Genomic DNA, 19,902 nt, shown 5'->3' with positions numbered 1-19,902 from the left:
GCATGGCTCATCTTAGATGCATCCACCCATCTGCGCTACCCGTCGTAACCTACCTGACACGCCAGATGAAACGATCTGAGTTGATGTGCGGTACGGCAGCAGAAATGATCATGTCGTGACCAGCGCTGACTCCTCCGACTGGGCTATCCAAGCCGGTCGTTTCGGTGTCTTTCCAGAGTCGTCCGCTGCTTGGCGGCTATCGTGAGAATGCTTCCGAATTCACTACTTATCTGATCAACGTTTTTGCTGGTGGTGAGCGCGAATCCTTCGTGCGGGTGGCTCCAGGGCCGAGCCTGGGCGGCTAAGGGCCGGACGCTGCGAGGAAGGTTGCAATGTCGGCGGCGATCCGGTCCGGGTACTCGCCGTTGATTGCGTGCGAGGCGTCCGGGTAGACGATCACCGTCGCCTCGGGTACTGCCCGCTCGGCGACCTCGGCCGCTTCGGCCGTGTCGTGCATCCGGGACTCGCCGGCGAGCAGCGCCAGCGTCGGTGTCCCTACCCCGGACAGATCCTCAGGCGTGACCCGGTGCGGTGCGGAGAGCTTCAGTGCGTACGTCTGCATGCCGGCCTCGATCATCCGGGCCACCGGTACGTCCTCGACCGGGGCGCCGTTGGCGGTCCAGCTGGCGAAGTCGTCCCGCCAGGACCTGGGAAACCAGCGGACACTGGCCGGGATCGACCGGAGGATCGCCTGCCAGGACAGGTCGGCGAAGACCAGGACCGGGTCGAGCAGGGTGACACTGGCGACCTTCTCCGGTCGGTGCACCGCCAGGTTCATCGCGGTCCAACCGCCGATCGAGAGCCCGACCAGGTGGATGGCCGGCTCCGGCAACTCGATCAGCACCTCGTGCAGCCACTGGGCGTGGTCGGTGGGGGTCTCGATCGGCCGCTGCTGGATGCTCATCCCCGGCTCGCCGAGCAGGTCGATGGTGTAGACGCTGCGCAGTCGCAGCAGTGCGGGCAGGTTGTCGGCCCAGACCGGCGAGGCCGCGGCTCGACCCGGCAACAGCAGCAGCGGATCGGCGTCCGGCTCGGCGCCGGCGAAGTGGTAGAGCCGTACCACGCCGTAGCTGGTCCGTACGTCCAAGGTCCGGTCGGCGCTCGGCAGGTCCGCCATGGCCCGGTCGTACGCGGCGAGAAAGCGGTCTGCGGCGGCGGCCGAGGTGAAGTGGCCGACCGGCGTGGGGGTGCGGACAGCGAGGCAGCCGGTCAGTAGCGCGATGGTGGCGATCAGGGCGGCGATGCCGACGACAAGCCAGCGTCGGCGGCGCAGGCGGGGGAGTAGGCGGCGCATCTGGGCTCCTCTGCGGGCGTGCGCTCCGGCTGTCGTCGATCTACCGTACGGTCAGAAGTCTAACCACGCGGTGGAATTTCTGCCCGACAGGTAGGCTCGGACTCATGTCATCGACCGGCCCGGACCTGGCAGGCAAGCCGCTGACGATCACCGAGCGGGCGCGGCGGGCGCAGTTCGTCCAGGTGACCATCGACCTCGTTGCCGAGCACGGGTACCGAGGGGCCTCGCTGGCCCGGATCGCCGAGGCCGCCGAGGTCTCCAAGGCGGCCGTGCTCTACCACTTCCCGACCAAGGACGCCGTGCTCCGGGCCGCCTACCAGACGGTGATCGACGCGCTCACCACTGCGGTCGGCGCGGCCGTCGCCGACCAGTCGGGTGCCGCCGCGCTGTACGCGTACATCCGGGCGCTGGTCGGCCACCTCGACGCCCGTCCCGATCACGCTCGCATGATCATCGAGGCGATCACCGCCGACGCCGGGATCACCGACAGCCCGGACGACGAGGGTCGCCGGGCGGCGGTCGCGGGGTTGATCGACGCGGCGACGGCGGCCGGCGACTACCGCGCCGACGTCGATTCCCGTGGTACGGCCGTCATCGTCAACGGGGCGATCGACGCGATCGTGGCGCAGCGCCTCGCCGACCCCGGCTTCGACGCGGCCGGGGCCGCCGACACGCTTGCCAACCTGCTCGACCGAGCGCTCCGTTAGTCGGTACCCCTACCGAGAGCCCCGGGAATGATCGTATTGCGAGACGGCGTCTCTGTTGACGGTCGACTTGTGCTGGCCTAGGCTGGCGGACACGACCACCCAGCCGCAGGAGAACGCCATGATCCGAGTTCCGCAAGGTGCTGGATTGCTGGTGCGCGGTTACGAGGAGCCGCTGCGGGTCCACCCGCCGCGTGAGGGCATGCGCCCCGGGACCGCCGCCGGGGATCCGCAGACCCCGTTCTGATTGTCGAGTACGCCCGTCTGTCGCACCCCGGCACCTGACACGCCGGGCGACACGGCGGGCTCGCCACACCTGTCCTGACCGAACCGGTCCGCGCACGCCACCGCGCGTCGCATCCGGGACACCGGCCGACTCATCCATCAGAACCGACGACCCTCGGAGCGCATCATCATGACGACCGCAATCGACCTGGCCCCGATCTCCGGCCCGTCCGCCTGGCGCGGCGACGAGCTGAGCAAGTCCACCGAATGGATCTACCACCTCAGCGACGCCGAGCGGACCGAGTTGGAGACCGTCGGGCGCAAGTTCGTCGCCGACGACCCCGACCTGCGTACGGTCACCGCTGCCGACTACCCGCTGCCGGTCTGCGCCGGCCTCAACGCCGAATGTGCCCAGCAGATGGACTCCGGCCGCGGCTTCATCTTGGTCCGCGGGCTGCGCACCGAGGAGTACGGCGACACCCTCGCCGGAGCGATCTTCTTCCTGATGGGGCTGCACCTCGGCGTACCGATGGGGCAGAACCAGATGGGTGACGTGCTCGACCACGTCATCGCCACCTCCAACAAGACCCTCGACGACCCGTCGGCGCTGCCGTCGCGGGTGCGTGACCGGCTGCCGTTCCACTCCGACAGCTCCGACGTCGTCGCGCTGATGTGCCTGCGCGCGGCGAAGGAGGGCGGGGCGAGCAGCCTGGTCAGCGGTACCACCATCTACAACGAGATCCTGCGCCGCCGGCCGGACCTGGCGCCGCTGCTGTTCGAGCCGTGGCACTGGGACTGGTACAAGCAGGACCACGACGCCCCGGCGAAGACCTACCTGTCGCCGATCTGCAGCTACGTCGACGGCATCTTCAGCACCTACGCCGGCAGCTCGATGATCTTCTCGGCGCAGGACTACCCCGAGGTGCCCCGACTCACCGAGGCGCAGATCGAGCTGCTGCACCTCTACGACGAGATCTCCCAGGAGCCGGGCCTGGCGCTGGACATGAACTTCCAGCCCGGCGACGTGCAGTGGCTGCTGAACTACGCCGCCCTGCACTCGCGGACCGGCTACGTCGACTACCCCGAGCCGGAGCGTCGCCGTCACCTGCTGCGGCTGTGGCTCAAGCGCGACGTCGGCCGCCCCCTGGTGGACGGCTTCGGCAAGAACGTCGTCAGCGACCGGGGCGCGGCGGACGTGGTCCCGGGCGGCCGGTTCCAGATCGCCGAGGCGGCCGAGGTGAACATTGAGTGGGGTAACTGACCACTCCCGGTACGTGGACGGCCCGCCGCGCTCCAAAGTCGTAGCGCAGCGGGCCGCCCGCATTCAGCTGACCGGCGCCGGTGACATGGCAGAAGGGCGGGACCGGTCGACCGGTCCCGCCCTTCGTCGTACCACTGCGGTCAGAGGTCGAGCACCAGGCGGTCGGAGCTGCACCGGCCGACGCAGATCATCATGCTGCGCCCGGCGGCCCGTTCGTCGGCGGTGAGCAGCGAGTCGCGGTGCTCCGGCGTGCCGGCCAGCACCCGGGTCTCGCAGGCCCCGCAGTAGCCCTTCTCGCAGTCGTAGGTCAGGCCGGGTACGGCCTCGCGCAGCACCTCGATCATCCGCTTGTCCTTCGGCACCCGCAGGGTGACCCCGGTGCGGGCCAACTGGACGTCGAACTCGGTGTTGGCCGCCGGGTCGAACGCCACCTCCAGGTCGTCGCCAGCGGCGAAGCGCTCCACGTGCAGCTGCCCGGTGCGTCCGGCGTCGGCACACACCCGCTCCACCGCGTTGATCATCGCGCCGGGTCCGCAGCAGTAGACGGCGGTGCCGTCGCCGACGCCACCGATCAGCCCGGCCAGGTCGGGCAGCCCGGCCTCGTCCTGCGGTAGCAGCGCGGCCCGGTCGCCGGCGAGGGCGCCCAGTTCGTCGGCGAAGGCCATCGAGGCCCGGCTGCGGCCGCCGTAGACGACCCGGTACGGCGTACCGCGCCGGACGGCTTCGCGGACCATGGCGAGGATCGGGGTGATCCCGATCCCGCCGGCCAGGAAGAGGTACTCGTCGGCGTCGACCAGCGGGAAGTGGTTACGCGGGCCGCGTACCGTCAGGGTCGCGCCGGCGGCGGCGACGGTGTGCAGCTCGACAGAGCCGCCGCGCCCGGCGGCCTCCCGCAGCACGCCGAGCCGGTAGCCGCTGGTGTCGGCGGGATCGCCGCAGAGCGAGTACTGCCGGACCCGGCCGGACGGCAGCCGCACCTCCAGGTGGGCGCCGGGTGCCCAGGCCGGCAGCGGTGCGCCGTCGGCGGCGGTCAGCCGTACCTCCAGCACCTCGTCGGCGGCCCGGGTGACCGCCCCGACGACCAGTTCCCGGTCGCCGCCGGGGCGGGTGAGCGCCGGGGCACCTCCGGCCGCCGCGTCGGCGGCGCGGCGGCCGGAGGTGAACACGGCCGGGATGGCGTCCCAACCGGTCTGGTTCCCCTTGGTGGGGTAGCCGACGAGGCCGTCTTCGACGACCCGGTAGTCCGGCAGCCGGGTCAGCACCTGGGTGATCATTTCGCGGAACATCAGCCGGGCCAGGTGGGCGCCGGCGCACCGGTGGCTGCCGATGCCGAAACTGAGGTGCCGGGTGGCGTCGCGGTCCAGCCGGACCTGCTCCGGCTCGGGGAAGACCGCCGGGTCGTGGTTGGCGGCGACCCAGGGGATCAGGATCCGTTCGCCGGCGCTGACCGGGCAGCCGCCGACCTCGGCGTCGGCGCGGGCGGTACGGGCCATCGACTGGGACGGCGCGAAGACCCGCAGGAACTCCTCGGTGGCGCCGTCGAGCAGGTCGGGTGAGTCGATCAGCCGTTGCCGCTGTTCCGGGTGGCGACTCAGGTGCACCAGGGTGGAGCCGGTCAGCGAGGTGGTGGTGTCGACCCCGCCGGCGATCAGCAGGCCGATGACGGAGACCAGTTCGTCGACGCCGAACAGTTCGCCGTCGGGTCGGCGCTGGGCGACCAGGTAGCTGACCGCGTCGTCGGCCGGTTCGGCGCGCCGGGCGTGGATGAGTTCCCGGATCCGTTCGTCCATGTACGCCAGGCCCTGGCCGCCCCGGATGGCGCGTTCGCTGCCGGGCAGGGCGGCGAAGATGTCGTGGATCGGCTTGGCCAGCTTGGGCCATTCCGCTTCGGGAAAGCCGAGCCAGTCCAGGGTGACGGCGGCCGGCAGCGGGTTGGTCAGGTCACGGACGAAGTCGACCGAGCCTTCGGTGACGAAGTCGTCGATGATCCGGGTGGTGTGCCGGGCGATCATCGGGGCGAGTTTCGCGACCGCGTCCTGGGTGAGCAGCGGGTTGATCAGGTCGCGGTAGTCGCCGGCGGCCGGCGGGTCCAGCTCGATCGGGTACTGCTCCAGACCCGGCCCGCGGGGGATGACGATGGCGGTGCCGTCGCCACCGGCGGCGGCGCGGGCCGAGGAGAAGGTGTCGTCGTCGCGGGCGACGCGGACCACGTCGGCGTACCGGGTGGTGTAGACGAAGCCACCGTGCGCGTCGGTCCGGCCGACCGGACATCTGTCGCGGTACGCCCGGTAGTAGCCGACCGGGTCGGCGTTGCACTCGGCGGAGTGGTGGTCGAACGGTGCCGCGGAATGCGGGTCGGACGGACCCGCGATACGAGATTCAGTCATGGCGGGCGAGCTCCACATGTGCTGACTGCCGCGCGGTGTTTCCCAGCCGCGCCACTGGGTGTCTGGAGCCGAGGGTAATCCCACTCACATGGCGAGACAACGTTTCGCAATGGGACACGCTCGGGTCAGAGCGTCAGGACGGCCTTGCCGACGGTGCCGGAGCGTACCGCCGCCACCGCCTCGTTGATCTGCTCGAACGGGTAGTAGCTGAGCAGCCGGTCCACCGGGAAGCGGCCGGCGGTGTGCAGGTCCAGCAACTTCGGCAGGAACACCTGGGGCAGGCTGGCGCCGCCGATGATCCCGGTGACGCTGCGCCCGTTGAGGATGCTGCGCCAGTCGAAGCTCATCCGCTCGCTGGGGCCGACCCCGACGACGCCGCACCGACCCAGCGGGCCGAGCGACTCGACCGCGGTCCGCAGCACCTCCTCGCGCCCGGTGGCGTCGATCGCGAAGTCGAATCCGTGCGGGGCGATCGCGGCGAGCAGCTCCTTCGCGTCCCCGGTGCGCGAGTCGACGCCGTGGGTGGCGCCGAGCAGCCGGGCCGTGTCCAGCTTGTCGGCGTTGACGTCGACCGCGGCGATCGTGGTGCAGCCGGCGATCCGGGCGGCGAGGATCGCCGCCACGCCGACCGAGCCGGCACCGAAGACGACGATCGACGACCCGACCGGCGGGCGGAGCACCTTGAGCACCGCGCCGGCCCCGGTGCCGAAGCCGCAGCCGAACGGCCCGACCAGCCGCAGGTCGATCTCCTTGCTGATCGGCACCACGGCGCGGGCCGGGGCGACCACGTGGCTGGCGAACGACGACTGGCCGAGAAAGTGCCCGTTGACCGGTTCGCCGTCGCGCGACAGCGCGCTGCTGCCGTCCGGGCGGCGGCCGGCGAAGTTGACCGCGTCGAAGCTGCGGCAGTACGCCGGGCTGCCGGTCAGACAGAGCGGGCAGGTGCCGCACGAGGTGAAGCTCATCGCCACGTGGTCGCCGGCCGAGACACCGGTGACCCGCTCGCCGACCTGCTCGACCACGCCGGCACCCTCGTGGCCGAGCACCGCCGGGGTGGGGAAGAAGTTGGCGAACTCCAGGTCGGTGCCGCAGATACCGACGCTGTGTACGCGTACCAGCACCTCGTCCGGGCCGGGTCCGGCCAGGTCGAGCTCCTGCAGGGTGAACGGTCCACCCGCGCTGTCCAGTACCGCCGCCGTGACCCGCACGCAAATCCTCCCGGTGTACTCACAAAGCGAGACTGCATCTTGACATGCGGAACATGGAGGGTCAAGGATTCCACCATGGCTGACCTGGACATTCCCGCTGCCCGCCAGCTGATCGACGGTGCCTGGGAGGCAGCCGCCGACGGTGGCGAACTTCCGGTGCTCGACCCGGCGACCCGGCAGAGCATCCAGCCGGTCGCCCGGGCCCGCGCCGTCGACGTGGACCGTGCCGTCGCCGCCGCCCGCCGGGCCGCCCCCGGCTGGGCCGCGACCTCGCCGAGCGAACGCGGCGCGGCGTTGCGCCGGTGGGCCGACCTGATCGCCGCCCACGTCGAGGAACTTGCCGTCTATGAGGCCCGTGACGTGGGCAAACCCCGCTCCGGCGGCCGGCTCAACATCTACATCGCGCAGGGCATCGTCGACTACTTCGCCGGCGCGGCCGACAAGCTGACCGGGGTCACCCTGCCCACCCGTACCCCTGACTACTTCGGTTACACCCGCCCGGAGCCGTACGGCGTCTGCGCGGTGGTGATCCCGTGGAACGTGCCGGCCGTGCTCACCGCCGCGAACGTCGCCCCGGCGCTGGCCGCCGGCAACACCGTGGTGCTCAAGCCGTCCGAGATCGCCCCGCTCGCCCCGTTCGCCCTGGCCGAGCTGGCCCGGCGGGCCGGGCTGCCGCCCGGGGTGCTCAACGTGGTGACCGGGCTCGGCCCGGAGGCCGGCGTGGCGCTGACCGGCCATCCGGACGTCGACCACATCAGTTTCGTCGGTTCGACCGTCACCGGCCGGGCGGTGATGCGGGCCGCCGCCGAGCACCTGGTCCCGGTGAAACTCGAACTCGGCGGCAAGTCGCCGAACGTGGTCTTCGCCGACGCGGACCTGGACACCGCCGTACCGGCGATCGTCGCCTCGATCACCGAGAACGCCGGCCAGAACTGCTACGCCGGCTCCCGGCTGGTGGTCGAGGAGTCGATCCGGGCGGAGGTGGTCGAGCGGGTGGCCGCCGCGATGGCCGAGGTCCGGGTCGGGTCGTGGGAACAGGACCTGGACATGGGCCCACTGGTCAGCCAGGCCCAGTACGAGCGGGTCCGGGGGTTCCTGGCCGAGGCGCCGGGCTCCGGGGCGCGGCTGGTCACCGGCGGGGAGCCGGCCACGGCCGCGTTCGGCGACGGCTGGTACGTGGCCCCGACCGTGTTCGACGGCGTCGACGAGACGATGCGGCTGGCTCGCGAGGAGATTTTCGGCCCGGTCCTGGCCGTGCAGGGGTTTCGGAGCACCGAGGAAGCGGTGTCGATCATGAACGGCACCGACTTCGGCCTGCTCACCTGCGTCTGGACCTCCGACGTGTCCCGGGCGTTGCGGGTGGCCGGCCAGGCCCGCAGCGGTCAGGTGGCGGTCAACCAGTTCCACGACGCCGGGGTGATCGGGTTCCCGTTCAACATGCAGAAGGAGAGTGGGTTCAGCCGGGGCGGCGGGTACGCGGCGCTGCGCGAGTACACCCAGGAGAAGGCCGTCGCGGTCCGGCTGCTCGATCGATCGCCGACGTGACCGGGGCGGCCGACCGTCCGGTGCCGGCCGTCCGGCCCCGGCTGGCCGTGGCTGCCGAACCGACGCCGGCCCAGTTCGCCCAGTGGCTGACCGACCTCGCGTTCGGCGGTGCTGGCTGGCCGGTGCTGCTGGCCCGGCTGGCCGAGGCCATCGGCCGGGACTGCCGGCTGGTCGCCGAGACCGGCGAGCTGCTGGCCACCAGCGACAGCACCAGCGGCAGCGCGGTCGCCGACCCGGTCGAGCTACGCGGCGACCGGGTGCGCTGCGTCGACGGCTGGCTCGGCCGGTCGGTGCCGGTCGGGTCCGGCAGCCGTCGGCTCGGTGCCCTGCTGCTGGCCGAGCCGGTCGGGGCCGGCCAGCTCGACTACGCCCGGGCCGCGGTCACCGCACTGCTCATCGAGGCGGTACGTCGGGAGCCGCCGCAGCCGCCACCGCCGGTGGGCGCTGACGGGCTGCTGCGGGCGCTGCGCGACGGCACCGGTGACCGGTCCCCGGCCGGCCAGGCGGACCTGGTGCGGGCCGCGGCGGCGTACCGGTGGCGGCTGGACCAACCGCACGCGGCCGTGGCGCTCGGCTACACCGGCACCCAGCGGCGCCGGTGGGCGTCCGCGTTGACCTGGCTGGACCGGCCGGTGCTGGCCGACGGAGGGCTGGGCTGGACCCTGCTGCAGGGTGACGCCGAGCGGGAGGTGGTCCGGCTGCGCGGCCGGTTGGAACAGATCGTCGGTGCCGGCCAGGTCCGGGTGGCCGGCGGCCGGTCGGTGACCGGCCCGGCCGCGACCCCGGACTCGTTCCGGGACGCCCGGCTGCTGCTGCGGCTGCTGCTGCGCAACAGTCCGGCGGCTGCGGAGCCGGCCGAGCTGCCGTTCGAGCGGGCTGGTCTGGCGCAGCTGCTGCTGGCCGTGCCGCCGGACCGGCTGCGCTGGTACGTGGACCGGCACCTGGGGCCGATCGCGCAGCGCGACGACCTGCTCCGCACCCTGGACCACTGGCTGGCGACCGGTGGGAGCAGGCAAGCTGTGAGTGAACAACTACATCTGCACCGTAACTCCGTCGGCTACCGGGTGGGTCTGATCAAGCGGCTACTGGGGGTGGATCCTTTGCATCCGTCGACTGCTGCGGTGCTGCGTACCGCGCTGGTCGCGCGGGAGCTGCTGATCGTCGTCGCAGACGGCGGATAACCGCAGGTCGATGGCGACTTCCGCCCGGTTGTGCCGGCCTGGATCACGGGCACGTTACGTAGCTGAGCCAGTTTCGGTCGAGGCGTTGACAGGTTGCCGGAGCGCAGGCAGAGTACGTCGCTAAGCAGCACGGATCACAATGCAAGACGGCATATTGTTTGGTAGACCGGTGGAGGTAAGGGTGCGGGCGATGGTTCAGACCGACTTCGGTGGCCCCGAAGTCGTACGGCCGCGCGCCCTGCCGGACCCCGAGCCCGGCCCGGCCGACGTCGTCGTCGGCGTCACCGCCGCCGCGCTGAACCGTCTCGACCTGCTCCAGCTGCGCGGGCCCGGCCTGCTCCCCGGCTTCACGCTGCCGCACGTCGCCGGCATGGACGTCGCCGGGCAGGTGGTCGCCACCGGTGCCGAGGTCGGCACGCTGCGCACCGGCGACCGGGTCGTGCTCGACCCCACCATCGGCTGCGGGCACTGCGCCGCCTGCGTCGGCGGCAACCCCGGCTACTGCCGAACGCTGCGCGTCGTCGGCGGCAACCGACCCGGCGGCTTCGCCGAGTACGTCGCCGTACCGGCCGCCGTGGCCCACCGGGTCCCCGACCACGTCGACCTCGCCGACGTCGCCGCACTGCCCACCGCCTGGAGCGTCGCCTGGCACGCCCTGCACCGGGTCGGCACCCTGCACCCCGGCGAATCCGTGGTGATCCAGGCAGCCACCAGCGCGGTCAGCATCGCCGCCATCCAGCTCGCCCGCGCCCGCGGCGCCTGGGTGATCGCGGTGGCCCGCAGCGAAGCCAAACGGGCCGCAGCCGTCTCCCTCGGCGCCGACGTGGCGCTCGACCTGGACGACCGGACCGCCGCCGGGGTCCGGGAGCACACCGGCGGGCACGGCGCCGACCTGGTGCTGGACCACGTCGGTGCGGCCACCTGGCACAGCTCCCTGGCCAGCCTGCGCACCGGCGGCCGGCTGGTGCTGCTCGGCAACACCAGCGGCGACCAGGTCAGTCTGTCGCTGGCCCAGGTGTACCACCAGGGTCTGCGCCTGCTCGGCGCCGGCGCGTACGCCCCGGCCGACTTCGCCGCCATGCTCGATGCGTACTTCGCTGGCGGGCTGCGGGCGGTCCGAGGAGCCGAATATCCGCTCGCCGACCTGCCTGCGGCGTACGCCCGGCTGGAGTCCGGTGACCTCGTCGGCAAGATCCTGATCCGGCCATGACCACGCTCGCGGCCCCGACCGCCGACTCCGGACCCGGCACCGCCCGCGCCGACCTGCTGGTCGTCGACGCCGACATCGTCACCATGGCCCCCGGCCGGGAGGTGGTCACCGGCGGTGCGATCGCGGTGGTCGACGGCCGGATCGCCGACATCGGCCCGACCGGTGCGCTGCGGGTCGCGTACCCGCACACCCCGGAGCTCGACGCGGCCGGCTGCCTGGTCGTCCCCGGCCTGGTCAACGCCCACCAGCACACCACCGCCGACCCGCTGATCCGCAGCAGCATCCCCGACGACGTCCCCGCCCAGCAGGCGATCTTCGACTGGATCGTGCCGCTGCACGCCGCCGTCACCGGCGACGACGACGAACTTTCGGCCACCCTCACCGCCGTCGAGGCGCTCAGCTACGGCGTCACCACCCTGCTCGAACCGGGCACCGTGGCGCATCCGCTGCGGGTCGCTGCCGGGCTGCGCGCCGCCGGCATCCGGGGCCGGGTCGGCCGCTGGGGCTGGGACACCGCCGATGCCCCGTACTCGATGCCGGCCGGCGAGACCCTCGCCGCCCAGGCTGAGACGGTCACCGCGCTGGCCGGCGACCGGCTGGTCACCGGCTGGGTCACCCTGGTCGGCCACGATCTGGTCAGCGACGAGCTGTTCACCGGCGCCGCCGAGCTGGCCGAGCGACTCGACGTGCCGATGACCTGGCACCTGTCGCCCAGCGCCGAGGACCCGGCCGGGTACGCCGTCGCCGGCCGCCCCCGGCCCGTGTTGCACCTGCGTGACCTCGGTGTGCTCGGCCCCCGCCTGCTGCTCGGGCACGCCGTCTGGCTCGATGACGACGAGCTCGACGCGCTCGCCGGCAGCGGTGCCTCTGTCGCCTCCTGCCCCGGCGCCTACCTGCGGCTCGGACAGGGCTTCACCCGGGCGGGCCGGCACACCGAGCTGCGGCGGGCCGGTGGCCGGCTGGCGTTGGGCTGCGACTCGCACAATGCCGGCGACACCCCGGACGTGTGGCGGGCGGCCCGGCTCTTCGCCGGGCTGGACCGCGACCGTGGCGCGGCCGAGCCGCTGCCCGCCGACGAGATCTTCGCCCTGGCCACCGTCGACGGCGCCGACGCCGTCGGGCTGGGGCGGCTGACCGGTTCGATCGAGGTCGGCAAGGCCGCCGACCTGGTCGTACTGGACACCCGCACCATCGCGTGGACCCCGCGCGGGGACCTGGCCACCCAGCTCGTCTGGGGCGCGGCCAGCCACACCGTGCGGGACGTACTGGTCGACGGCCGGCCGGTGGTCCGGGACCGACGGATCACCACCGTCGACGTCGACGCCCTGCGGGCCGAGGTCGCGGCGCGCGGCGCGGACCTGCTCCGCCGGGCCGGCATCGACATCCCGCATCGCTGGCCTGTCGTGCCGGCGACCGAGTACCGCGCGCACCGGACCGGACCGGCCGGCGCGACGCCCCCAAGGTGAAAGGAACAGCTGTGACAATAAGGATCGGAAAGGGTGCGGCGGCGCTGCTCGCCGGCGCCGTCAGCCTCGCCCTGGTCGGCTGCGCCGACAACGACGCCACCGCGCCGGACCCCGCCGGCTCCGAGGGCGGCGGCACCGTCATCGCCGGCCAGCCGGACGTCAACGGCGACGGCAAGGTGCTGATCGGGGTGCTCAGCCCCGGTGACATCAACGACAACGGCTACTACGAGAGCTTTGTCGCCGAAGCCGAGCGGTTCGCCAACGAGCAGGGCTGGGAGGTCATCAAGCGGGGTTCGGTGCCGCCGACCGAGGCGCTCAGCTCGGCCCGGGCGCTGTGCCAGCAGGGCGTCGACATGGTGGCGCTGGGCGCTTCCGAGCTCAAGGACGCCATCCCCGCCTCCGAGGAGCCGGCCTGCGAGAACGTTGCCTGGTACGTGCCGTCGTCGGAGAACATCCCGCAGACCCCGGAGATCGTCATTTCCAGCGACGACCCGAACCAGAGCATGCTCGCCGCCGGATACGCCACCGGTCTGCTGATGGAGGAGAACGGTGACACCAAGGCCGGCTTCGTCACCGGCATGGAGGTCGACTTCGCGATCAACGCCGCCCGGGCTTTCAAGGCCGGGATCCGGATGGTGGTCCCCGAGGCCGAGCTGGTGATCACCTATACCGGTGACTTCAACGACTCCGCAAAGGCCCGGGAGGCCGTGCAGGCGCAGATCGACCAGGGCGTCAGTGTGGTCTACCCGTACCTCGGTGGGGCCACCGACGCCGCAACCGAACTGGCCAACGAGGGCGGCGCGATCACCCTGACCCCGGGCACCGACCGGTGCGACTCGACCGAGCCGGAGTTCGACATCTCGGTCATCTTCGACCCGGGTGCCTACTTCGCCGCCGCGCTGACCCTGTTCGCCGAGGGCGAGCTGGAGATGGGCACCACCAAGGTGTGGCAGATCGGTATCGACCCGTACCCGGCGATCAAGATCTGCGACCCGACGGCGGAGCAGACCGAGCGGATGGAGGCTTTCGTCACCGACGTGGCCGAGGGCAACATCGACACCGCCGCCGAGGTGGAGCGGCTCGGCGGCTGACCCGCCACCGACCGCACATCGGAAACCACTTGCTGACCCGACTATCGAGGTGGAACGGACTGTGCACACCGACGGCCACACGGCGCCGGCGCTCACCCTGCGCGGAGTGAGCAAGCGCTACGGTCCGGTCGTCGCCTGCGACGCCGTGGATCTCGCCGTCCGACCCGGCGAGATCCACGGCCTCCTCGGCGAGAACGGGGCCGGCAAGTCGACCCTGATGAAGATCCTGCTCGGGCTGGTGCACCGGGACGCCGGCAGCATCCTGCGCGACGGCGAGCCGGTCGAGATCGACACCCCGCAGCGGGCGGCCGATCTGGGGCTTGGCATGGTGCACCAGCACTTCAGCCTGATCGACCCACTCACCGTCTGGGAAAACGTGATCATGGGCGACAGCGGCCGGGTCGACAAGGGCGCGGCCTGCGCCCAGGTCGAGCAGGTCGCCCAGCGGTACGGCCTGCCGATCGACCCGATGGCCCGGGTGGACCGGCTCTCCGCCGGGGAACGGCAGCGGGTCGAGCTGATCAAGTGTCTGCGCCGCGACCCGTCGGTGCTGATCCTCGATGAACCGACGTCGGTGCTCACCCAGGCCGAGTCGGCCGAACTGTTCACCGTGCTGCGCCGGGTGGTGCAGGCGGAGAACCGGGCGGTCATCCTGATCAGCCACAAGCTGGCCGAGATCATCGCGGCCACCGACCGGGTCACCGTGCTGCGCCGGGGCGCGGTGGTCTTCCACGGGCCGACCGCGCAGACCACCCCGCAGCTGCTGGCCCGGCAGATGGTCGGTCGGGAGGTGTCGCTGCGGGCGGAGAGCGCCGCGCTGGGCATGCTGCCGGTCGATCGTTCCGGCGACCAGCCAGCAGGCGACCAGCCGTCTGCCAGCGGCCAGCCGGCCGCCGGCTCCCCGCCGGCGTTGCGGCTGCGCGACGTCACCGTGCTCCTCGGTGAGCTGCGGATTCTCGACGCCCTCAACCTCGACGTCGCACCGGGGGAAATCGTCGGCCTGTACGGCGTCGAAGGCAATGGCCAGGCCACCCTCGGTGATCTGCTTTCCGGGCTGCTGGTGCCCGACTCCGGCACGGTCGAGATCGGTGGCGAGCCGGTCGACCTCGACCGGGCCGGCGCGCTGCACACCGCCGGACTCGGCATCGTGCCCGAGGACCGGCACCGGTCCGGCGTGGTGCTGGACATGACGATCGCCGAGAACCTGGTGATGAAGTCGCTGGCCGGGGTCTCCGGCGCCGGCGGGGTGCTCAGCCGGCGACGGATCCAGCAGATCGCCCGGCAGCGGATGACCGAGTTCAACATCATCGCCCCGTCCCCGGACACCCCGGTGCGCAGCCTGTCCGGCGGCAACCAGCAGCGGGTGGTGCTGGCCCGGGAGTTGTCCGCCGGACCGAGGGTGCTGATCGCCGCCCAGCCCACCCACGGGCTGGACGTCGGCGCGATCGAAGACATGTACGTGCGGCTGCGGCAGGCCGCCGCGGAAGGGGTGGCGGTTTTGCTGATCTCCACCGAACTCGAAGAGGTGATGGCCCTGTCCGACCGGGTGGCGGTGATCTCCTCGGGTCGGATCGTCGGCGTGCTCGATCCCGCCGAGGCCACCGCGGAACGCCTCGGCATGCTGGTCGGCGGGGTGAGCCACTGATGGCCACGTTGACCGGTGCGGACCCGGCCGGCCGGCGGCTGCTGGCCCGGCTCACCCCCGGCCCCGGCGGCCGGCAGGTCACCGCGGCGACCGTGGTGACGGTCGCCGTCGCCCTCGGTCTGTCCGCGTTGCTGATCGCGGTCACCGGCGGCTCGCCGAGCGCCTCGGTGCAGGCGCTCTACCAGGGCAGCATGGCCAGCCCGCGAGCCTGGAGCAACTCGCTGCTCTACGTCGCACCGCTGCTGCTGGTCGCGGTCGGTGCCTGCGTCAGCGCCCGGTCCGGCTTCTTCAACATCGGCCAGGAGGGCCAGGTGCTGATCGGGGCGCTGGCCGGTGCCTGGGTCGGCCTGCGACTCGCCCTGCCCGGGCCGTTGCTGCTGGTCGTCGTGCTGCTCGCGGCGCTGCTCGCCGCCGGCGGCTGGGCCGGGCTGAGCGCGCTGATGTACCGCTTCCGAGGGGTCAACGTGGTGGTCAGCACGCTGCTGATGACCTTCCTGGCCCAGCAGTTGGTGGCGTTCGCGGTCAACACCCCGTGGCTGCTGCAGGAGTCCCGGCTGGGCACCGGGGTGGTCTCGCCACAGTCCAACCCGCTGCCGGAGAACGCCCGGCTCGCCTCCCTCGGTGAGTACCCGAACCTGCAGGTCAACGGAGGGCTGATCCTGGCCGTCCTGATCGCGGTGGCGATCAGCCTGGCGATGACCCGGACCCGGTGGGGGTTCCGGCTCAAGATGCTCGGGCTCAACCCGGTCACCGCCCAGCACGCCGGGGTCCGGGTCGGCGCCCTCGGTGGGATGGCGCTGGCCATCTCGGGAGCCTTCGCCGGCCTGGCCGGCGCGCTGCTGCTGACCAGCCCGATCGGCAGCCACCGGCTGCAGCCGGGAATGTCGTTGAACCTCGGCTGGGACGGCCTGCTGGTCGCCCTGGTCGGCCGGAACAATCCGCTGCTGGCCATTCCGGTGGCGGTGCTGTTCGGCGTGCTGCGCGCCGGATCCAGCTTTCTGGCCGCCACCGGGGTGCCGTCGTTCCTGGTCGACGTGGTCAAGGCGCTGCTGGTGCTGGCGTTCGTGGCGCCGCCTGCGGTGATCGCCCTGCTACGCCGGCGGCGGGCCGGCGGTGAACCGGCGGGCACTCCGCCGCCGACCGGTGGCCTGCCGACCCCGACCCCGTCGACGGGGGAGCCGGCGGCGCCCGGCACCGAGGTGCCGGCGATCGACGTCCCGGAGGCGGCGGCCGGTAGCGGGTCGACTGGTAGCGGGTCGACTGGTAGCGAGAAGACCACCATGGAAGGCAGGCCGGCATGAGCGCCGCCGACAACATCGCCACCATTCTGTCCAGCGGGGCGCGGCTGACCATCCCGTTGGCCTTCGCCGCCTGCGGCGAGTACGTGGCGCAGCGCGCCGGCACGCTGAACATCTCGGTCGAGGGCATGATGCTCGGCGCGGCGTTCGGCTCGATCGCCGTGGCCAGCGCCACCGGCAGCGCCACCATCGGGCTGGCCGCCGGTGCCCTCGTCGGCGTGCTGGTCGCCGTGCTGCACGCCAACCTGTCGCACCGGGCCCAGATCAACACGTTCGTCGTCGGTCTGGTGCTCAACGCCCTGGTGCTCGGCCTGACCAGTTATCTGATCACCATCAGCAGCTTCACCGGGCACCAGGTGTGGCGGGTGGACATCCCGGTGCTGCGCGACATCCCGATCATCGGACCGATGCTGTTCGTACAGCGTTGGCCGGCGTACCTGCTGCTGATCGCGGTACCGCTCACCTGGTGGCTGGTGGAGCGCAGCCGGTGGGGCCTGGAGCTGCGGGCGGTCGGGGAAAACCCGCAGGCCGCCGACGTCAGCGGGATCCGGGTCAACCACCGGCGCCGGCAGGCGCTGCTGTTCTGTGGTCTGCTCGCCGGGCTCGGCGGTGCCTACCTGGCGGTGGGTGAGGTCGGCTCGTTCAACCAGAACATGACCGCCGGTCGTGGCTACCTGGTGATCGCCGCGGTGATCTTCGGTGCCTGGCGGCTCGGTCGGACCATGGTCGGCTGTGCGGTGTTCGGTCTCGCCGATGCGATGCGGCTGGCGCTGCCGGCGCTCGGGGTGACCATCAACTCGCAGCTGCTCATCGCCGCGCCGTACCTGTTGGCGCTGCTGGCCATGCTGGTCTTCGCCACCCAGCACCGAGAACCGAGAGCGCTGGCCAAACCGTTCCAGCGCGGCACCACCTAGTCGGCTACCTGACTACCGGCGCGCCCGGCTCAGCGTCACCGCCGGGCTCAGCGTCACCGCCCGGCTCAGCGCAGGGTCCGTTTGCCGGACGCCCTGAGTACGCCGACGAGAAGGACGTAGATCAGGACACCGACAGCGGTGACTCGCCACAGATGATGTGGGTTGTCGAGTAACATCCTGCTCAAATACCCGCGACGGCTCCCGGCTATCCGGCGACCGGATCACGGGCGGATGATTCGCCGTGACAGTGATCGGGTAGCGAGGTCGGTCATGGGACCTGAACGGACGAAGACGGCTCGGCTGTGCCCACCGTCAACGGGCCATCCGTCACGAGGCGACGGTGGGCGACGGTGACCGGGTCGACCTGGCCGCTGGCACCGAGCATCGCTGCGCTCGCGGTCGCCCTGCTCGTCATCGTCTTCGCCGGCAAGTCGCTGGCGGCGACCGCCGACACCCTCGCCGACCGGACCGGAATGGGCGAGGCCGTCGCCGGAGCGCTGCTGCTCGGCGCGGTCACCTCGCTACCGGGGATCGCCACCACCGCGATCGGCGCCTGGCAGGGCGACGCGCAGTTCGCCATCGCCAACCCGATTGGCGGCATCGCTGTACAGACGGTCTGGCTGGCCATCGCCGATCTGCTCTACCGGCGGTCGAACATCGAACACGCGGCCGCCTCGCTGGAGAACATCATGCAGGCGCTGGTGCTGGTGGCGCTGCTCTGCCTGCCGATCGTCGCCTACGCCACGCCTGGCCTGACTCTCGGCTGGGTGCATCCGGCGAGCCTGCTGATCCCGGTCCTCTACCTGTACGGACTGCACCTGGTCCGCCGGCTGCGGCAGAACCCGATGTGGCGGGCGGAGCAGACCTCGGACACCCGGCAGGACGTCCCGGACGACCCCGACGGCGACGCCGACGGTGCGCCCAGCACCCGCCGACTGTGGTGGCGGCTGGCCGCACTCGCCGCTGCCGTCGGCGGCACCGGCTACCTCATCGGGCAGGGCGGCCTGGGGGTGATCGCGGCGACGGGTCTGCCCAGCGGTTTCGTCGGGTTCACCGTCACCACCGCGATCACGTCGTTGCCGGAACTGGTCACCCTGATCGCGGCAGTCCGGATCGGGGCGTTGACGCTGGGGATCGGCAACATTCTCGGCGGTAACGCGTTCGACTCACTGATGATCTTCCTCGCCGACGCGGCGTACCGGCCGGGGTCGGTATACGCCGACGCGGCTTCCGCCGGTCTGCTCCTCGCCGGGTCGACCACGCTGCTCACCGTGACTCTCGCCGCCGGCCTGCTCCTGCGCGAACGCCGGGGGGTCGGCTTCGAGGGCGTCGCCATCCCGGTGGTCTACCTGGTCACGGTGGTGCTGCTGCTGGTCCGCGCCGCCTGACTCCGCCGCCCTGGGCGGCGGTCGGACAGGGTGGTGCAGCGCCGGTCCGGTCAGTCCCGGCGGCGCAGCGCCGGGTCGGTGAGCGCCGGCGGCCGGTAGCCGGCGTCGGCCGGGTTGACGTTGTGTCCTGGGGGCACCAGTTCGTCGATGCGGTCCAGCACTGCGGCGGGTAGCCCGGTCAGCTCACCGGCACCGAGCTGACTGCGCAGCTGGGGCAGGGTGCGCGGGCCGACGATGGCGCTGGTCACCGCCGGATGGCTCAGTACGAAACCGAGGGCCAGCTCGATCAGGCTCAGCCCGGCCTGCGCGGCCAGCTTCTCCAGCTCGCCGAGAATGTCGAGTTTGCGCTGCCGGGCGGCGGTATCGCGGAAGTCGAAGTGGTCGGCGTTGCGTCCGGCCCGTGAGTCGGCGGGGACCTTGGCGGAGCGGTACTTGCCGGTCAGCCAGCCGCCGTTGAGCGGGCTGAAGGCGAGCACCCCGAGTCGGTGCCGCTGGCAGGTCGGCAGCACCCCGGCCTCCACACCCCGCGCCATGATTGAGTACGGCAGCTGTTCGGTGGTGAACCGTTCCCGTTGCCGCAGCTGGGCGACCCACTGCGCCTCGACGATCTCCTCGGCGGGGAACGCCGAGGAGCCGACCATCAGCACCTTGCCCTCGCGGACCAGGTCGGACAGCGCACCGAGGGTCTCGTCGATGTCGGTGCCCGGGTCGGGCCGGTGCACCTGGTAGAGGTCGATTCGGTCGGTGCCGAGCCGGCGCAGGCTGGCTTCGACCGCCTGACGGATCCAGCGCCGCGAGTTGCCCCGCCGGTTGCGGTCGTCCCCCATCGGTTCGTGGAACTTGGTGGCCAGCACGACGTCGTCGCGCCGCCCACGCAGCGCCCGGCCGAGGATCTGCTCGGATTCGCCGTGCGCGTACACGTCGGCGGTGTCCACGACGTTGATCCCGGCGTCGAGCGCCTCCCCGACGATCCGCCGGCATTCCTGCTCGTCGGTGTTGCCCCAGGCACCGAACATCATCGTGCCGAGGCATAGCGTGCTCACCTCGACGCCGGTGCCGCCAAGCCTGCGGTACTGCATCAGAAC

16 protein-coding genes are annotated in these 19,902 nt (G+C 71.8%); 12 read left to right on the top strand and 4 right to left on the bottom strand.

From position 1 onward, the window contains the following. Positions 1 to 301: 301 nt before the first annotated feature. Positions 302 to 1,294 (bottom strand): alpha/beta hydrolase, encoded by a 993-nt coding sequence (locus O7553_RS19340; protein WP_281551110.1) that lies wholly within the window; start codon positions 1,292 to 1,294, stop codon positions 302 to 304. Positions 1,295 to 1,398: 104 nt separating this feature from the next. On the opposite strand from O7553_RS19340, the gene O7553_RS19335 reads away from it, so the two are divergent. From O7553_RS19335 to O7553_RS19325, 3 genes are all read left to right on the top strand, one after another. After that, positions 1,399 to 2,001, top strand: coding sequence for a TetR/AcrR family transcriptional regulator (locus O7553_RS19335; RefSeq protein WP_281551109.1), 603 nt, complete (start codon positions 1,399 to 1,401; stop codon positions 1,999 to 2,001). Positions 2,002 to 2,119: 118 nt separating this feature from the next. Next, a complete protein-coding gene (locus O7553_RS19330; protein WP_255500449.1) occupies positions 2,120 to 2,245 on the top strand; it encodes a hypothetical protein in 126 nt (41 codons plus the stop codon). A 168-nt stretch (positions 2,246 to 2,413) separates the two neighbouring features. Then, on the top strand, positions 2,414 to 3,484 hold the full coding sequence (locus O7553_RS19325) for a TauD/TfdA family dioxygenase (protein WP_281551108.1): 1,071 nt from the start codon (positions 2,414 to 2,416) through the stop codon (positions 3,482 to 3,484). 140 nt (positions 3,485 to 3,624) lie between these two features. Here the strand turns inward: O7553_RS19325 and O7553_RS19320 are convergent, their stop codons facing one another. Next, on the bottom strand, positions 3,625 to 5,871 hold the full coding sequence (locus O7553_RS19320) for a cytochrome P450 (RefSeq protein ID WP_281551107.1): 2,247 nt from the start codon (positions 5,869 to 5,871) through the stop codon (positions 3,625 to 3,627). A gap of 125 nt (positions 5,872 to 5,996) precedes the next feature. Continuing rightward, positions 5,997 to 7,079, bottom strand: coding sequence for an NAD(P)-dependent alcohol dehydrogenase (locus O7553_RS19315; RefSeq protein WP_281551106.1), 1,083 nt, complete (start codon positions 7,077 to 7,079; stop codon positions 5,997 to 5,999). A 75-nt stretch (positions 7,080 to 7,154) separates the two neighbouring features. Between O7553_RS19315 and O7553_RS19310 the strand changes: the two genes are divergently transcribed. The 9 genes from O7553_RS19310 to O7553_RS19270 all read left to right on the top strand — a co-directional run bounded on the left by O7553_RS19310 (position 7,155) and on the right by O7553_RS19270 (position 18,817). Next, a complete protein-coding gene (locus O7553_RS19310; protein ID WP_281551105.1) occupies positions 7,155 to 8,624 on the top strand; it encodes an aldehyde dehydrogenase family protein in 1,470 nt (489 codons plus the stop codon). Next, entirely contained in the window at positions 8,621 to 9,805 is a 1,185-nt protein-coding gene (locus tag O7553_RS19305) for a helix-turn-helix domain-containing protein (protein WP_281551104.1), read from the top strand. The genes O7553_RS19310 and O7553_RS19305 overlap by 4 nt, the downstream gene beginning before the upstream one ends. 190 nt (positions 9,806 to 9,995) lie before the next feature. Beyond that, positions 9,996 to 11,015 (top strand): zinc-binding dehydrogenase, encoded by a 1,020-nt coding sequence (locus tag O7553_RS19300; protein ID WP_281551103.1) that lies wholly within the window; start codon positions 9,996 to 9,998, stop codon positions 11,013 to 11,015. Then, on the top strand, positions 11,012 to 12,481 hold the full coding sequence (locus O7553_RS19295; protein ID WP_281551102.1) for an amidohydrolase family protein: 1,470 nt from the start codon (positions 11,012 to 11,014) through the stop codon (positions 12,479 to 12,481). The genes O7553_RS19300 and O7553_RS19295 overlap by 4 nt, the downstream gene beginning before the upstream one ends. Positions 12,482 to 12,492: 11 nt before the next feature. Beyond that, complete coding sequence (locus O7553_RS19290; RefSeq protein ID WP_233606006.1) at positions 12,493 to 13,572, top strand: BMP family ABC transporter substrate-binding protein; 1,080 nt, start codon at positions 12,493 to 12,495, stop codon at positions 13,570 to 13,572. A 49-nt stretch (positions 13,573 to 13,621) separates the two neighbouring features. Continuing rightward, positions 13,622 to 15,217, top strand: coding sequence for an ABC transporter ATP-binding protein (locus O7553_RS19285; RefSeq protein WP_281551101.1), 1,596 nt, complete (start codon positions 13,622 to 13,624; stop codon positions 15,215 to 15,217). After that, positions 15,217 to 16,518, top strand: coding sequence for an ABC transporter permease (locus O7553_RS19280; RefSeq protein WP_281551100.1), 1,302 nt, complete (start codon positions 15,217 to 15,219; stop codon positions 16,516 to 16,518). The genes O7553_RS19285 and O7553_RS19280 overlap by 1 nt, the downstream gene beginning before the upstream one ends. After that, positions 16,515 to 17,429, top strand: coding sequence for an ABC transporter permease (locus tag O7553_RS19275; RefSeq protein WP_281551099.1), 915 nt, complete (start codon positions 16,515 to 16,517; stop codon positions 17,427 to 17,429). Before O7553_RS19280 ends, O7553_RS19275 begins: the two co-directional genes overlap by 4 nt. 350 nt (positions 17,430 to 17,779) lie before the next feature. After that, positions 17,780 to 18,817 carry a sodium:calcium symporter gene (locus O7553_RS19270; RefSeq protein ID WP_281551098.1) on the top strand — a complete coding sequence of 346 codons (1,038 nt, stop codon included), beginning with the start codon at positions 17,780 to 17,782 and terminating at the stop codon, positions 18,815 to 18,817. Positions 18,818 to 18,867: 50 nt separating this feature from the next. Here O7553_RS19270 and O7553_RS19265 read toward each other — a convergent pair whose 3' ends face one another. Then, on the bottom strand, positions 18,868 to 19,896 hold the full coding sequence (locus tag O7553_RS19265; RefSeq protein ID WP_281551097.1) for an aldo/keto reductase: 1,029 nt from the start codon (positions 19,894 to 19,896) through the stop codon (positions 18,868 to 18,870). Positions 19,897 to 19,902 lie beyond the last annotated feature (6 nt).

Source organism: Solwaraspora sp. WMMA2059 (genome assembly GCF_027497315.1).
Taxonomy (GTDB): domain Bacteria; phylum Actinomycetota; class Actinomycetes; order Mycobacteriales; family Micromonosporaceae; genus Micromonospora_E.
Note: the sequence above shows the minus strand (reverse complement) of the source record. Positions and strands in the feature narration are given on the sequence as shown.